The organism is Pseudomonas sp. TUM22785, from assembly GCF_028198105.1.
In the GTDB taxonomy this organism is placed as follows: Bacteria; Pseudomonadota; Gammaproteobacteria; order Pseudomonadales; family Pseudomonadaceae; genus Metapseudomonas; species Metapseudomonas solani.
Map to the genome: position 1 here is coordinate 1,205,860 of NZ_CP116239.1, position 14,478 is coordinate 1,220,337.

Consider the following 14,478-nt stretch of genomic DNA (forward strand, 5'->3'; position numbering starts at 1 on the left):
CAGCATGCAAATCAAACTCGCCAACCCCCGCGGCTTCTGCGCCGGCGTCGATCGCGCCATCGAGATCGTCAACCGCGCGCTGGAAGTGTTCGGCCCGCCGATCTACGTGCGTCACGAAGTGGTGCACAACAAGTTCGTGGTCGAGGATCTGCGCGCCCGCGGTGCGGTGTTCGTCGAGGAACTGGACCAGGTGCCGGACAATGTCATCGTCATCTTCAGCGCCCACGGCGTCTCCCAGGCCGTACGCCAGGAAGCCGACCGCCGTGGCCTGAAGGTCTTCGACGCCACCTGCCCGCTGGTGACCAAGGTGCACATGGAAGTCGCCCGCTACAGCCGTGACGGCCGCGAATGCGTGCTTATCGGCCATGCCGGGCACCCGGAAGTTGAAGGCACCATGGGCCAGTACGACTGTAGCAACGGCGGTGCCATCTACCTGGTGGAAAACGAAGCCGACGTCGAGAGCCTGGTGGTGCGCAACCCCGAGGCGCTGTCCTTCGTCACCCAGACCACGCTGTCCATGGACGACACCAGCCGCGTCATCGACGCCCTGCGCAGCAAGTTCCCCAGCATCGGCGGACCGCGCAAGGACGACATCTGCTACGCCACCCAGAACCGCCAGGATGCGGTCAAGCAGCTCGCCGACGAGAGCGATGTGGTCCTGGTGGTCGGCAGCCCCAACAGCTCCAACTCCAACCGCCTGCGCGAACTCGCCGAACGCATCGGCACCCCGGCCTACCTGATCGACGGGGCCGAGGACATGAAGCAGGAGTGGTTCGAAGGCATCACCCGCGTCGGTATCACTGCCGGTGCCTCTGCGCCGGAAGTGCTGGTGCAGGGTGTGATCGAACAGCTGCGCGCCTGGGGCGCCGAGGTTGCGGTCGAGCTGGATGGGCGGCCGGAGAATGTCACCTTCTCGATGCCGAAGGAGTTGCGCGTCGTTGAGGTGAAATAAATGTGACGAACAATAAAGAGCCCGGCGATGCCGGGCTTTTTATTGTTCGTCAATACACGGGCGCGTCCAGGGCTACCAGCACGATTCTACTTTTCCCGTTCCGGATATCCCTTTTTCTCCCCGGCTGTTGAGCGTGAGGTTCTTGCACTCCGTGTCCTTTGTTTGCGGTCCGGCCGGTGCCGCCGTAAGAGTCACGCAACGTGCAATTACATCAGCTGCTGCCGTACCGCATGCAGCTGCGGTGATCGTGTAACGCTTCTCATCACTTGGAACCGGCGTAGCTGCATAGCCGAGCCCCGTAGGGGGGCTCGCCGATGCGTCACCATTCAAGGCGGCGATGTAGCTCTGGTTCTGCGAGTAGAAGCGTTCCTGCGCTTGCATGATCTCCATCAGTTTGGCCATCCCATCCGCCCTGCCTGAGCGGATGGTATAGCTCTGATAGCTTGGATAGGCGATGCCGGCAAGGATCGCAACTATCACCATCACCACCATTAGTTCAATTAGCGTGACGCCCCTTTGCTTAATCAATTTTCTCTCCAGTATTTGGCACTGATCGGAGGCGCATTACAGAACTGGCCACCTTCAACGCATTCAAGTTTGGGACATTCGGTGCCAATACAAACGGTATTGTTGTCCGAACCGTCCGATCCACTGTCCCCGACGATGACCGTCGGACTCGGCGGGATGCCGCTGCGGCCCAGGTCGAAACTGCGGGTAGGCGTAGCGACACCATTGACCTGCTTGGTAAACACGGCACTCGCATCTATCAGGTTGAGTGCAAAGAAGCGGCCACGTCCAACGTCAGGACCGCAGGTAGTCACCGCGGAACCTCTCGGGCTGAAGGTGCTGAACAGCACCGCGCCATTGAACGAAACCGAACTGGACAGGACTTTCTCGCCTTTTGGAAGGCGCAGGAACCAGCCCTTGCTCGCGTTCAATTGCTCGAGGTTAGGCGTATAGCTGTCACCTGGGGTCAGTTGACCGTAGAGCTCGTTTATCTGCTGTCTCAGGGTTGGCAGTTGATCACTCGCGTTGGTCAGGGCCACATCGATCAGATACTGGTAGGCATCGAAAATGGTCATGCCGTTGCCGTACTTGGCCCGTGCAGCCGTCAGCTGTGCATTCGTCAGCGTGGGGCTGTTGCTATAAGGGGTAGCCGCCAGTGCATCCAGCTCCGCCTGAAGAGAGCTCACCTTCCCAGCCAGCGTCACACGTTGCGCCTCTAGCGTATTGATCAGAGTGGTGTTGTTGGTCTGGTTGGTTGCCTGGTTGCTTAGCTGCGCCTGCTTGGTTGCCTCGTCGCGAGCCTGCAGAGCAGCCTCGTCCTGGCCTGTGCCTGTGCCTGTTTCGGCGAGCAGGTTGGTGATCGCATCATGCAGCGCAGGAGGCGGCGAGCTTTGACTCTCCTTGACTGCCGTGATGAGTTGCTTGAGCCGGTCGCTCTGGTTCTGCTGTTCGCGTTTGGTGTAGGCCGCATTAGCTGTGTAGTTGCTTCGCAGAGTGGCCAGTTCAGCTTCCAGGCCCTGCACGACGCCGGGCTGCGGGTCGACTTGGGCTGCGATGATCTGCTGTTCCTTGGCCAGAATCTGGCTGTTCAGCGAATCCAGTGTGGACTGGGTGGCAAGCACGCTGTTGTAGGCAGCGACCAGGCGTGCACGTTCGCTGGTGTCCACATTGCCCTGGACCAGTTCATTCAGCAGGGACTGCATGGCCCCGATCTGGGTCTGGTAGGCACTTTGCTTGGTGCTTTCCGGGGCATGTTCGGCGATGTAGGGGTCGGCGTCGAAGATCGCATCAATCTGCTTCTGACGGTTGTTGGCCTCTGTTGCCGTGTCGACCATTTCGGTCTGCTTGCTGGTGAAGTTGATACCCGCCTTGTAGTTCTTGAAGTTTGTCTGTGCCGCGCTGGCTGCATTGTTGAGCGAGTTGATCGCGGCTTCTTTGGTCGCGATGGAGGCCAGAATTTCTGCCGCTCCGGCTTCAGTCAGGTTGATGCTGGATACGTCCGTAAGGTCGGATTCCGTCAGCGTGGTGTAGGCCGTCGGCGGTGCGGAAACGCTGGTGTCGCGAATCACATAGAAGCGATCGACAGTGTTTTCGTTAAGCGGGTGGGCGCGATAGCCTGAGCCCAGTGAAATGGTGAAGTAGCTTCTGCCGCCTCGCTCGCGAACCAGTGCCACGTCCGGGGTATTGAAGAAGCGCCGGTTGTTGAGCGCGTTGGTCCCGCCGAAGCTCGCAATACGACCGCCAGTCGCCAGCGTCGATGCACCAGTGTTGGCGTTGTTCAGATCGACCCGGAAGACCTGACCGCGAGTGTCGGCTGCATAGATGATGTCGGCGAAGCCGTCACCATTTCTGTCGATGATGGCCGGGTCAGCCGGAATGCTGTTGGTCATGGAGGTGATGTTGAGCGTGCTCCCTGTATTGCCAGCACTCCACAGCAACTGCCCGGTATCTGCATCCACGATGAAGATGCGGTTACCGATGGTGTCATCGATCGGGGTGTTAGGGTTGTCGTTGTCCTGGTTGACGTCATAGCCGCCAGTAAAGATCAGCACCTGCTTGTCGGTACCGTTCAGTTTGATTTTGGCGAGCTTCGGTGTGGACCAGCTCTGCCCGAGTTTCTCGAAGCCGGAAGTTTCGCCACCCTTGATCGTCCATTTCAGCTTCGGCGCGGTGATGGACGTGACATCCAGGGCGTAATAGTTGCGACCACCCCGACCCATGCCTGCATAGAGATAGGCCTTGGTGATGTCGCGGGTGCGAGTGCTGGCGTTCAGGTCCGAGTATTCGGTCCACAGATTGAACTGGCCATCCATGCCATATTTCTTGGTGCCGAGACCTTCGGCATTCTTGTAGTAGTACCCCAGGTTCGGCAGCAGCTCCTTCGGAATGAAGGCAAACTTCTCTTCTCCTGTTGACGGGTCTACCGCATGGATAAAGCCCTCGTTGGTACCAAAGAACATATACAGCTGTTCAGGTGAGGCCTCATAGGTGGCGTCGCTGGTTGGCTTCTGGGAGTTGGCTACCCTGACGAGGTCCTCGTCCGTCTTGTAGGCCACTAGCTTGGGCTCGTTGTGCAAAACGTCGCCGACCTGCTTCCTCGCTGTTTTCGGGGAAGTCGTGCTATCGGGATCGAATCCGCGGCCCCATTCTATGAATTTGGTCCTTTCGGCGGTGGAGCTAGCCCCTAGCAGTGCGCTGGTGAGTGCGGTTGTATCCGAGAAGGTGGGAAGCGCCGCGCTGTCGGTTACGCCAGCGCTGGCGGTCGGACTCCTGTCTGCAGCCGTCCAGGTGAAAACACTGCGGCTGGTGGGGGCGGGCAGTCTTGCGGCAACCCCGCCTTTTTCTACGTCGCGGCCATCAGCGGCAGTCGACCAGAAGCTGCGCGATGTTTCCGAGAAGAAGCCAGTCGTGGAGTCGACGGCTGCCGCTCCCGACGCATCCAGAATGATGCTGTCGCCCGTGCTGTTCTTGCCGAGTTTGTAGCGTTTGACGTTCCCGACCCACCGAGCGCCTTCCGCCGGGCGGAACAGCGCATAGTAGAGATCGTTGCGGAAACCGAGGTTGTTGTAGGCGCTCACAGCCACGCTGGGCGTGGCGAAGGTCGTGTTTTCGGCCAGGATCTCGACGATGATGGATTTCATCGCCTCAGTGAGACCCGACACGTTGTCGGTGGTCTGGTAGCTGCCTTTGCCCGCTGCTGCAGTATTGCTCAATAGCGTCTGGTCGGTTGCAAAGCCGATGGTGTAAGTACTGGCGATCTGCTTGCCGCTGTAGGAGCTGGAGAGATCCTGATTGGCGAGAAATTGCGCGAGGTGTGGTAGGCACACGCCATGGCCATTACCGCAGCTCGTGCTAGCCCAGGGAGCGGTGTTCTTGCCGGCAACGAGCTTGCGAACATCAGCGTTGGAGTCGACATCTTCAGTAGGCTCGCCGTCCGTCAGATAGATGATGCTGGTTTTCTGGCAGCTATGGGTGATCGGCGAAATATATTTGCCGTTGGCCATCGACGAAGCGACGCTGGTTTTCTTTCCCCAGACCGGTGTTCCTCCAGTTAGATAGAGATAGGCCTCATAGTAGGTTTCCAACAGGGGGGTCCAGTCATCTGCACCGATGTTGTTGACGGTTTGCTTGAACCCGTCAGCCGTGCTGTTGTTAAGGATCGAGATGGGGCTGATGACCTTACCGCCGCCGCTGGTGTTGAAACGCATGAAACCGATGTTTACGTCACCGTTGCCTTTCAGTTGGTCGATCAGGTTATTGGTGACAGACTGGACAACTTGGATACGCGTCTTGTTGGTCGACTTGACTTTTGTGTCCATCGACCCGGAGGAGTCAATGATGAACAAGATGTTCGGGCGTACGCGTTGGTCCGCGGGGAGGTCGCGCGTTACATAGATTTCAATATCTTCCGCCAGCGCACTTTGCAGCGAGAACAGCGTGTAAAAGAACGCGCCGGCGAAAAGCAGAGGTTTGCGTGTGCGTTTCATTGGCTGTCCTCTGTCGGCTCGATGATATTGATTTTTATGGCTCGTTCAGGATTCTCTTCCGTGAACTTGATATGGCCTTTCCAGTCGACCTTGTTCTTCAGGACGGCGATATCGGCCAGTTTTCCTTGGAGGCGAAACTCAGTGTCTCGGTAGAACGACATCTTGATTGGGTCGCAGGTTGTACAGCGATAGACCAGCATGGTGCCCAGGCGAGTATCCGTTGGTTGCCAGTTCACGATGAGACGCTCGGCCTCTACGGTTTCGAACGAGTAGTTGTCAGGGATGGTCTCGTCAGCGTGGGCGGACGTCATTACAAGGGTGATGAAGAACAGTAGATATTTCATGGGGTCTCACTTGTTCGTGCGAAACACGATACCTTGGACTTGGTCGGAAGACGCTCCGCCGTTGAGGGCAGCCTTGGTGTTTATTTCGTAGTAAGTGCAGGAGAATTTCTCCAGGCTATAACCACCTTCGCAGGGACTGTCAGACAGATAGCGGACCGAGTTTGCAGCGAACGAACCGCGGATATCCGAGATAACGGCTGTTAGGTTGACGGGCACACGGCTGCTTTTTGGCAGCGCCAGCTCGAGCAGGCGTTCTTGAGTCAGGCCATGAGCATTCGCGTTCTTGGCATTGAGCAGTGGCACTCTCTTGGCGACGCTGCCGCTGAAATCCTTCATCTGTGCACGGATTTCGCTCTGGGTCAGTTGATAGGCGTCGGTGCGGAACTGCGTATTGCTGGCCATGCGCTCTTCCATCGTGGCAAAGCGCATGGCGGTGATGCCAGCAATCGTCAGTACGAGCAGGAAGATTAGAGCGACAATCAAGCTGGCGCCTTTCTCGTGCTGGTTATGCCCAGGGATAGTCAACATCGTCGCCTCAGTTGGTGTTCTTGAGAAGAATGGTGGTGGTGAAGATCTGCCGGCCAAGTCGGGCTTCTGCGTTCGAAAATGACACTGGAGTGGCGTCAAGAAGTGCAAACTTTCGTGCAGGCGGGGTCGGATTTACCGGCGTGACGGAGTTGGCCAGGACGGCCAGTCTTATTGCCCTGACTTGATCCCACTTGTTCAAGCTGGTGACTCTGTCCGCCGATATGTACTGATCAACGCTGTCGGCTTTTCCCGCTGTGTTGACCCCGTAAAGAACCTGGAGTCGATCAATCCCCTCTACCAGCGGCTTATTGCTGCTGATGGCGGTCGTGGTTCCAATGTAATAGGAGCTGCAAACGAGGGATCCGTTGAGTGTCTTGAATACGTTTACCAATACTTTGTCGCCGTCAACCGATGCGCCCGCGCAGTCGTAGTGCAGGCCGGTACCTTCGTCTCTCGGGGGTTGGAAGGCTATCGCCAGAGTATCGGAATCTGCCCCGCTGCCGTTCAGGCTGCATGCATCTCCGCAGTTCTTGCCTTGCACGGGAAGAGGGGGGGAGATTAACTCCGTGGGATTGGTGTAACCACCGAGCCGCGCGTTCCTTGCAATGAACTCGAGCGCGAAGCGGCCGTTCTCTTGCAGGTGCGACATGGCATCGTTAGTGGCATAGGTTTGTTTGGTCGACAGAAAAACCTGAATGACGCCCGTCAGCAGGATCAGACTCAGGACCAAGGCGACCATGAGTTCGATGATACTCAGGCCGCGCTGATTGAGTAGGGTTACTGGCTTCATCTCCGAAGTTCCTTGAGCTCTGCCGAGAGTACTTTTTCCGACCTGGTTTCCTTGCCTTGTTCCTGGGGAGCGTTTGACTTGCTTAACCAGGACGATTTCAGACTCAGGACATTCGAGGCGTTGGTAATGGTCATGACCGAAGCGGTGGACGCCGGGGAAATGAAGTCGCGGCTGTTGAAGCGGGCGTCGATGGTATTGAATGTCGAGATCGCCGCGTAGCTGCAACTGGCTTCCCAACTGTCGAATTTAGCCATCTGGGTCGCTGTACAACTCGTGGCGTTGACCTTGGCGTTGGTGCTGGGGGAGAAGTAGTCGGAGCAGATGGTGGCCGGCAATTGGGCGCAGTTCACTGCGGCAGCATAATCGGCAGCTGAGCCGGCCGGGTTGGCGCGAATGCGCTCGGCCAGATCCTGCAGCACCGAGGTGGCTTGTGAGCGCTGGGCACTGTCCGAAGTGCCCTGTAGGGCATTGAGTTGCAGTGCGGCCAGGCCGAGCAGGCCTACGGTAAAGATCACAAGGGTAACCAGCACCTCGATCAATGAGGTCCCCAATTGTTTAACTGAAAAGCTTCTCATCCGGGATTCCTGCATTCAGTTGCATGTGGCTGATTTGATGATCTTCACGATTTCTGCACGTCCTTGCGGGTTCACCCGCACGCAGCGAGCGTCTTCACCTGTGGCGTTGAGTCGGTTAGAGGAAACCTTGATTGCCGGCGTGCCCGTCGCAGCTCCACGGGTTCCGTCGCGCAGAAAGGTGATACGTGGAGGAGAGGCCAGATTGGCACTGGTGACGGTTACCGCTTCAGCAGCAGCAAATTTACGGACAACTGCGCTGTCGGAGCAGTCACTGATGCTGGTGGGGCCTACGCACCAGCCGTCGCTCCAGCCAGAGTTGGAGCTGGTCATCGGCACGACGGATACGCTTGCGTTGATCTTCACCGCTTCCGATCTTGCCAGGGCCAGGGCGAGGGTGAGGTCCGAGGCCTGCCCGCTGACCCGCTGCCTAAGAACGAACCCCCCCATTGCTGGCGCGGCGAGGGATGTGACTATCGCCAAGAGCAAAATGGTCACCATCAGTTCTATCAGGGTAAATCCTTTACTGTTCTGCATCACGGGCCTCTAGGCGCACTATTGAGTGCAGTTTCTTGTAACGACACGGGCGAAACAATTTTGGCTGGATGGCAGGCGTGAAACGAAGCGTGAACGGTACATGACGTCCCGCAGCAGGATCGGCTCAGCTATCACGAGGGCATTGAGCAGGAATGCGGCTTGACCGTATTCGCCCCTGAAGACTGATGACGGTTTTCAAGTGATGGGCATTGGGTTTGCGATGACAGAGCGTGAAGGTGCCGTTGCTCACGAATGTCATGCCGTATGAGCTGAAGTGAAGTGAACTGCGAGGCCTCATTCCGCGCCACTGGATTTCCAGGCTGCTGGGTATGTCAAGCCTCATCAGAATGTCGGTGTCGTCCTTGAGCATGCGGCGCCCCTTTTCGTCGATGAAGCTAGTCAGCGTGCCGTACTCGAGGGTCGAGCATTTTCCCGTGTGATCGGTGGTGCAGATGCTTACTCGGGTTTTGTTGAGGAGAGCATGATGACGAGCATGCTGTATGAGTCTGGTTAAGTCCTGTTGAAACGAATTGAGCTCCTGGCGTGCCTTGAATGCAGCCATAGGAGGTATCGCCAGGCTGAAGAGCACGCTCAGTAGCAGCAGTGTTATCAGCAATTCCAGCAGGCTGAAGCCATCTGACCTGTTGTAGTTCTTCCTCATCTCCATGACTATCCGCTCCCTGTGAACTCGAACGCGCCACCATCAACAGCGGTGCAATGGCTTGGGTTAGGAGGGCAATGGTGACAAGTCTGTGTGTGGTCGGTGCGGGGGCGGTTGGTTTGTTGAGTGCTCTACAGTTGGCAGAGCATGTGGACCGTCTGGTTTTGATTGAGCGCAAAAGTGTTGGGCGAGAGGCCTCCTGGGCCGGAGGGGGCATAGTTTCACCTCTATATCCGTGGCGTTACAGCTCAGCGGTTACGGCACTGTCGCATTGGTCTCAGAGCTATTATCCGCAGTTGGTTCGGCAATTGCTCTTGCGCACTGGGGTTGATCCTGAGCTGCATTCGACGGGGCTCTATTGGCTCGATCTGGACGATGAGGCGCAGGCTTTAGCGTGGGCCGCAGAGCGCAATCGCCCGGTTTCCCGCGTGGCGATCAGCTCGGTCAAGGCTGCGGTCCCGCCATTGGCCGAGGGCTACTCCACCGCCATCCACATGGCCGATGTCGCCAACGTCCGTAATCCTCGCCTCACCCGTGCCCTGCGCGAAGCCCTGCTTCAATTGCCCAACGTCACGCTTCGTGAAGACTGCGCTGTGGACGGTTTCATCCAGGAAGGCGGGTGTGTTGTCGGGGTTCGTACGGCTCAAGGCGAGATTCGCGCTGATCGCGTTGTGCTCTGCGCGGGGGCCTGGAGCGGGGAGTTGCTGGCGACGCTGGGGCTCGACCTGCCGGTGGAGCCGGTGAAGGGGCAGATGATCCTGTTCAAGTGCGCAGAGGACTTCCTGCCAAGCATGGTGCTGGCCAAGGGGCGTTATGCGATTCCGCGACGTGATGGCCACATCCTGGTGGGCAGTACGCTGGAGCACGAGGGATTCGACAAGACGCCGACCGAGTCGGCGCTGGAGAGCCTGAGGGCATCGGCGATCGAGATGCTGCCAGCCCTGGCGGATGCCGAGGTGGTGGGGCATTGGGCGGGGCTACGTCCGGGCTCGCCGGATGGCATTCCCTTTATAGGCCCGGTCCCGGGGTTCGATGGGCTCTGGTTGAACTGCGGCCATTACCGCAACGGCCTGGTGTTGGCGCCTGCGTCCTGTCGGCTGCTGACCGACCTGATGCTCGGGCGTGAGCCCATCGTCGACCCGGCGCCCTACGCGCCATCGGCGCGCTTGAAGCCGCTGGCCTGATCGGCCTGGGGATCAGTCGATCCCCAGTTTCTTCAGGCGGTAGCGCATCGAGCGGAAGGTCAGGCCCAGGCGTTGGGCTGCGGCGGTGCGGTTCCAGCGGGTTTCCTCGAGCGCCTGCATGATCAGCTTGCGCTCCACCTCTTCCAGGTAGTCCTCGAGATTGTCGATCTGCGCGAGGTCGGCTTCGCCGTTTTCGGAAGCCGCCGGTGCATCCGTCAGGCGCAGGTCTTCAGGCTGGATCTGGTCGTTCTCACACAGCGTGTAGGCCCGCTCCAGCATGTTTTCCAGCTCGCGGACGTTGCCGGGGAAGCGGTAGCTCTTGAGCTTCTCCATCGCATCGCGGGTGATGCTGGCCGCAGCGCTGCTGTCCGCTGCCAGGCGCTTGAGCATGACGTCGGCCAGTTGCGGGATGTCCTCGCGGCGCTCGCGCAGCGGAGGGACGCTGAGTTCGATGACGTTCAGGCGGTAATAGAGGTCCTGGCGGAAGCGTCCTGCAGCCACTTCTGCGGCCAGGTCCTTGTGGGTGGCGCTGAGGATGCGCACGTCCACTACCACTTCCTGCTGTCCGCCGATGGTGCGGACGGCTTTTTCCTGGATGGCGCGCAGCAGTTTCACCTGCATGGGCAGGGGCAGGTCGGCCACTTCATCGAGGAACAGGGTGCCACCGTGGGCAGCCTGGAACAGGCCGATCTTGTCTTCGATGGCGCCGGTGAAGCTGCCTTTCTTGTGGCCGAAGAACTCGCTTTCCATCAGCTCCGACGGGATGGCGCCGCAGTTGACCGGCACGAAGGGGTCTTCATGGCGCGGGCCCTGCTCGTGGATCATGCGGGCCACCAGCTCCTTGCCGCTGCCGGATTCGCCGCTGATGTACACAGGGGCCTGGCTGCGGGCGAGCTTCTGGATCTGGTTGCGCAGTGACTTCATCGGCGGGGAGTCGCCGAGCAGGCGGTTGTCCATCGGCGTTTCGCCGTTGCTGCTGGTGCGCAGGCGCAAGGCGGCGGCTACCAGTTCGCGGAGCCGGCCGAGGTCCACCGGCTTGGTGAGGAAGTCAAAGGCGCCGGCCTTCAGGGCGTTGACGGCCGTATCCAGGCTGCCGTACGCGGTGATCATGGCAACGGGCACCTGAGGGTGGCGTTGCTGGATGTGCTGAACGAGGTCGAGGCCGGTGCCGTCGGGCAGGCGCATGTCGGTGAGGCACAGGTCGAAGGGTTCGGCGGCCAGGAGCTCGCGGGCCTCTTTCACATTGCGGGCGCTGCGGGTGTCCAGCTTCATCCGGCCGAGGGTGATCTCCAGCAGTTCGCGGATATCGGGCTCGTCATCGACGATGAGTGCTTTCTGTCTGGTCATGGTCAGCTCAATTTGCGCGGGTGGGCAAAGGTTATGCGAAAGCAGCTGCCTCCGGTTTCGCGGGGCCTGTAGTCGAGACGGGCCTGGTTGCTCTCGCACAGCTCCCGTGAGATGTACAGGCCAAGCCCGGTGCCCTTGTTTTCGGTGGTGTAGAAGGGCTCGAAGATGTGCTGCACCTGCTCGGCGGGTACGCCGGCGCCGTCATCCATCACTTCCAGAACGGGCAGGTCGCTTTCCGGGTCGCGGAACAGCTTCAGCCAGACCTGTCCTACCTTGTTCTTCTGTGAACTGTAGCGCAGGCCGTTCTGTACCAGGTTGGTCAGTACCTGGGTGAGTTGGTGCGGGTCCATGCGGGTCTGGATGGTGCCGCTGTTGGTCTCGATGTGCAGCGTCTGGCCCGGGCCGGATGCGTTGCGGAATTCGCTGGCGAAGCGGTGCAGCCAGTACTTCAGGTCGAGCAATTGCGGCTCCGCTTGGCGGCGGCGGGAGAGCTGCAGGACGTTCTCGATCACCAGGTTCATACGCCGAGACTGGTCCTGGATGATCTGCGCCAGGCGCTGGTCGGGACCGGACAGCTCCTCGGACTCCTGCAGCAACTGCGCCGCGTGGCTGATGGCGCCCAGTGGGTTGCGTATCTCGTGGGCGATGCCGGCGGTCAGACGACCCAGGGAGGCGAGCTTGAGTTGCTGGGCCTGTTGGGCGATCTGCGAGATGTCGTCGAGGAAGATCAGGGTGTCCCGCTGCTCGCCCCGCTGCAGGGAGACGAAGCTCGGTTGCAGCACCGGGCCTTCGGCCACCGCCTGCAGGCTCTGGGGACGCAGCGTGGGGTTGTCCAGCCACTGCTGCAGGCGTTTCACCAGCTCCGGGCTTTGCGGGTCGAGGACCTTGCCGGCCAGGTCCTCGCGGCCCAGCAGCGTCAGTGCACCCTGGTTGGCCAGGATTACGCGGTGCTGGGGGTCGAGCACCAGGATGCCGGTGCGCATGCGCTGAAGGATCAGGGCGTTGAGCGCTTCCAGGTTGGCGACGTCGGCGGCACGTTTTTCGGCCAGGGTCTCGCTCAGTTGCAGGCGCTTGCTGATGCCCTGGACGAAGAGGGCGGCGGCGAAGCACAAGGCACCCAGGGCGCCGGCCTGCACGTACTGGCTGGCGGCTTCCGGGCGGCTGAGGCTGAGGTAGAAGGTCAGGTAGATCATGCCGATGGCGGCAACGGCGGCGATCAGCAAGCCGACCCGGCCGCGCAGCAGGATGTTGGCGATCGCCACCGCAACTATCACCAGGTTGCCGATACCGCTCGGCGTGCCGCCCGCCGCATAGAATAGGCAGGACAGCAGGATCACGTCCACCAGCGCCAGGCTGAAGACCTGCAGCATGTGTTTCGGGTGGCGGACCATCAGCGCGATGAGGATGTTCAGCAGCAGGTAGAACCAGCACGCATTGCGGAACAGCTGGGCGCGGGCCAGGTCGAGCAGTTCGCTGTCCAGCTCGCTGGAGATCAGGCCTACCAGTGCCAGGCCGATGAGCAGGCGGTAGATGTTGTAGAGGCGGAAGATGCGGCGTGCCGGCTGGCTGCCCAGCGCGGGGGCTTCAGCGCTCACCGCTGGAGGTGTCCTGTTCCAGGTGCGCGCGGCTGCAGTACCAGCGCTCGCCGTTGGCCAGCGCGTTGGCCTGGGGCACGTGCACGCCGCACTGGGTGCAGCGCACCATCGGGCTGGCGGTTTCGTCCACGGGCTTCTGCGGGCGCGGCGCCGGTGGCGTCTTCATGCGGCGCCAGACCCAGACGGCGGCGAAGATCACAACAATCCAGAACAGCAGGCGGACCATCCCAGTCGAGCTCACTTGTCGTTGAAAGGAGCGCAGTTTAGCCAAGCCGATGGTCGGCGCCCAGCGGGGAGGGTGCGAGCTGTGCATCAGGTCCCCTGGCCAGGCGCAAAAACAGGGACGAGCACGTTTCGTGCGGATAAAAAAAGAGGCCCGCAGGCCTCTTCTTTACATCGCGGTCGTTCTCAGTCGAAAACGCCAAAGGTCATGTAGCTGAACCAGGAGCGGTCGCCGCTGCTGTTGGCTTCGGCTTCGTGCTGTTCTTCCTGCACTTCCTGCTGGTTCTCGGGCTTGAGCTCGTCCGGGATTTCTTCCTGGGCGTCTTCGTACTGTTTGATCACGTCCTGGTTGGCGCGGGTTTCGCCCGGCGGCAGCGGCGGCTCGCTCTCAATCAGGCCGAGGGTGGCCTTGGCCAGCCAGGAGCGGTTATCTGCTTCTTCTTCGCGGGGTACGAACTGGCCGTCGACCAGGTTCGGGTGGTCCGGGTAGTTGAGCTTCAGGGTTTCCAGGCTGGTGGCTGCGAGGTCGTTCAGGCTCAGGCGCTGGTAAGCCTCGACCATCACGGCCAGGCCATCGCCGACGGCAGGGGTTTCCTGGAAGTTTTCCACCACGTAGCGGCCGCGGTTGGCGGCGGCGACATAGGCCTGACGCGTCAGGTAGTAGTGGGCGACGTGGATCTCGTACGCGGCCAGCAGATTGCGCAGGTAGATCATGCGCTGCTTGGCGTCCGGCGCGTAGCGGCTGTGCGGGTAGCGGGTGGTCAGCTGGGCGAACTCGTTATAGGAGTCGCGGGCAGCGCCCGGGTCGCGCTTGGTCATGTCCAGCGGCAGGAAGCGGGCGAGCAGGCCACGGTCCTGGTCGAAGGAGGCCAGGCCCTTCAGGTAATAGGCGTAGTCGACGTTGGCATGCTGCGGGTGCAGGCGAATGAAGCGCTCGGCGGCGGACTTGGAGGCTTCGGGCTCGACGTTCTTGTAGTAGGCGTAGATCAGTTCCAGCTGGGCTTGCTCGGCATAACGACCGAACGGATAGCGGGACTCGAGGGCCTTGAGCTTGGATACGGCGCTGGTATAGCTCTTGTTGTCCAGATCGGCCTGAGCCTGCTGGTACAGCTCGGACTCGCTCAGGTTCTCGTCTACCACCTCTTTGGAGGAGCAGGCGGCGGTTAGGGCGAGAATAGCGATCAGCAGCAGGTGTTTCACTTGCATAGCGGCTTGCGTCCCTGTGACGGCTGGCTGTCTTGGGCGGAGCCGTC

General features: G+C 60.2%; 14 protein-coding genes. 2 read left to right on the top strand and 12 right to left on the bottom strand.

From position 1 onward, the window contains the following. Positions 1–4: 4 nt before the first annotated feature. Positions 5–952 carry a 4-hydroxy-3-methylbut-2-enyl diphosphate reductase gene (gene ispH, locus PI990_RS05680; protein WP_271660052.1) on the top strand — a complete coding sequence of 316 codons (948 nt, stop codon included), beginning with the start codon at positions 5–7 and terminating at the stop codon, positions 950–952. A 72-nt stretch (positions 953–1,024) separates the two neighbouring features. On the opposite strand, the gene PI990_RS05685 is transcribed toward ispH, so the two are convergent. The 8 genes from PI990_RS05685 to PI990_RS05720 form a co-directional block, all read right to left on the bottom strand. After that, positions 1,025–1,480, bottom strand: a complete 456-nt coding sequence (locus PI990_RS05685; RefSeq protein WP_271660053.1) for a type IV pilin protein — start codon at positions 1,478–1,480, stop codon at positions 1,025–1,027. Further along, complete coding sequence (locus PI990_RS05690) at positions 1,477–5,445, bottom strand: PilC/PilY family type IV pilus protein (RefSeq protein ID WP_271660054.1); 3,969 nt, start codon at positions 5,443–5,445, stop codon at positions 1,477–1,479. The genes PI990_RS05685 and PI990_RS05690 overlap by 4 nt, the downstream gene beginning before the upstream one ends. Further along, positions 5,442–5,789 carry a hypothetical protein gene (locus tag PI990_RS05695; RefSeq protein WP_271660055.1) on the bottom strand — a complete coding sequence of 116 codons (348 nt, stop codon included), beginning with the start codon at positions 5,787–5,789 and terminating at the stop codon, positions 5,442–5,444. Before PI990_RS05695 ends, PI990_RS05690 begins: the two co-directional genes overlap by 4 nt. Positions 5,790–5,795: 6 nt before the next feature. After that, a complete protein-coding gene (locus PI990_RS05700; protein WP_271660056.1) occupies positions 5,796–6,317 on the bottom strand; it encodes a pilus assembly PilX family protein in 522 nt (173 codons plus the stop codon). 7 nt (positions 6,318–6,324) lie between these two features. Then, positions 6,325–7,107: a PilW family protein gene (locus tag PI990_RS05705; RefSeq protein ID WP_271660057.1), complete on the bottom strand. Its 783-nt coding sequence runs from the start codon at positions 7,105–7,107 to the stop codon at positions 6,325–6,327. After that, positions 7,104–7,682, bottom strand: coding sequence for a type IV pilus modification protein PilV (gene pilV, locus PI990_RS05710; RefSeq protein WP_271660058.1), 579 nt, complete (start codon positions 7,680–7,682; stop codon positions 7,104–7,106). Before pilV ends, PI990_RS05705 begins: the two co-directional genes overlap by 4 nt. 15 nt (positions 7,683–7,697) lie before the next feature. After that, positions 7,698–8,216, bottom strand: coding sequence for a GspH/FimT family pseudopilin (locus tag PI990_RS05715; protein WP_271660059.1), 519 nt, complete (start codon positions 8,214–8,216; stop codon positions 7,698–7,700). A gap of 124 nt (positions 8,217–8,340) precedes the next feature. After that, positions 8,341–8,883, bottom strand: coding sequence for a GspH/FimT family protein (locus PI990_RS05720; RefSeq protein ID WP_271660060.1), 543 nt, complete (start codon positions 8,881–8,883; stop codon positions 8,341–8,343). Between the two features lie 71 nt (positions 8,884–8,954). On the opposite strand from PI990_RS05720, the gene thiO reads away from it, so the two are divergent. Next, complete coding sequence (thiO, locus tag PI990_RS05725) at positions 8,955–10,061, top strand: glycine oxidase ThiO (RefSeq protein ID WP_271660061.1); 1,107 nt, start codon at positions 8,955–8,957, stop codon at positions 10,059–10,061. A 12-nt stretch (positions 10,062–10,073) separates the two neighbouring features. On the opposite strand, the gene PI990_RS05730 is transcribed toward thiO, so the two are convergent. The 4 genes from PI990_RS05730 to PI990_RS05745 form a co-directional block, all read right to left on the bottom strand. Next, entirely contained in the window at positions 10,074–11,408 is a 1,335-nt protein-coding gene (locus PI990_RS05730) for a sigma-54-dependent transcriptional regulator (RefSeq protein ID WP_184488604.1), read from the bottom strand. Between the two features lie 2 nt (positions 11,409–11,410). Beyond that, positions 11,411–13,003: a sensor histidine kinase gene (locus PI990_RS05735; protein ID WP_021219359.1), complete on the bottom strand. Its 1,593-nt coding sequence runs from the start codon at positions 13,001–13,003 to the stop codon at positions 11,411–11,413. After that, a complete protein-coding gene (locus tag PI990_RS05740) occupies positions 12,993–13,229 on the bottom strand; it encodes a PP0621 family protein (RefSeq protein WP_021219358.1) in 237 nt (78 codons plus the stop codon). Before PI990_RS05740 ends, PI990_RS05735 begins: the two co-directional genes overlap by 11 nt. A gap of 182 nt (positions 13,230–13,411) precedes the next feature. Next, positions 13,412–14,431 (bottom strand): outer membrane protein assembly factor BamD, encoded by a 1,020-nt coding sequence (locus PI990_RS05745; RefSeq protein WP_021219357.1) that lies wholly within the window; start codon positions 14,429–14,431, stop codon positions 13,412–13,414. Positions 14,432–14,478 lie beyond the last annotated feature (47 nt).

Excerpts from the sequence above, each read along its gene's own strand:
- ispH (WP_271660052.1), top strand. The coding sequence starts at position 5 with ATGCAAATCAAACTCGCCAACCCCCGCGGCTTCTGCGCCGGCGTCGAT.
- PI990_RS05690 (WP_271660054.1), bottom strand. The coding sequence starts at position 5,445 with ATGAAACGCACACGCAAACCTCTGCTTTTCGCCGGCGCGTTCTTTTAC.
- PI990_RS05695 (WP_271660055.1), bottom strand. The coding sequence starts at position 5,789 with ATGAAATATCTACTGTTCTTCATCACCCTTGTAATGACGTCCGCCCAC.
- PI990_RS05700 (WP_271660056.1), bottom strand. The coding sequence starts at position 6,317 with ATGTTGACTATCCCTGGGCATAACCAGCACGAGAAAGGCGCCAGCTTG.
- PI990_RS05705 (WP_271660057.1), bottom strand. The coding sequence starts at position 7,107 with ATGAAGCCAGTAACCCTACTCAATCAGCGCGGCCTGAGTATCATCGAA.
- pilV (WP_271660058.1), bottom strand. The coding sequence starts at position 7,682 with ATGAGAAGCTTTTCAGTTAAACAATTGGGGACCTCATTGATCGAGGTG.
- PI990_RS05715 (WP_271660059.1), bottom strand. The coding sequence starts at position 8,216 with ATGCAGAACAGTAAAGGATTTACCCTGATAGAACTGATGGTGACCATT.
- PI990_RS05720 (WP_271660060.1), bottom strand. The coding sequence starts at position 8,883 with ATGGAGATGAGGAAGAACTACAACAGGTCAGATGGCTTCAGCCTGCTG.
- thiO (WP_271660061.1), top strand. The coding sequence starts at position 8,955 with ATGGTGACAAGTCTGTGTGTGGTCGGTGCGGGGGCGGTTGGTTTGTTG.
- PI990_RS05730 (WP_184488604.1), bottom strand. The coding sequence starts at position 11,408 with ATGACCAGACAGAAAGCACTCATCGTCGATGACGAGCCCGATATCCGC.
- PI990_RS05740 (WP_021219358.1), bottom strand. The coding sequence starts at position 13,229 with ATGGTCCGCCTGCTGTTCTGGATTGTTGTGATCTTCGCCGCCGTCTGG.
- PI990_RS05745 (WP_021219357.1), bottom strand. The coding sequence starts at position 14,431 with ATGCAAGTGAAACACCTGCTGCTGATCGCTATTCTCGCCCTAACCGCC.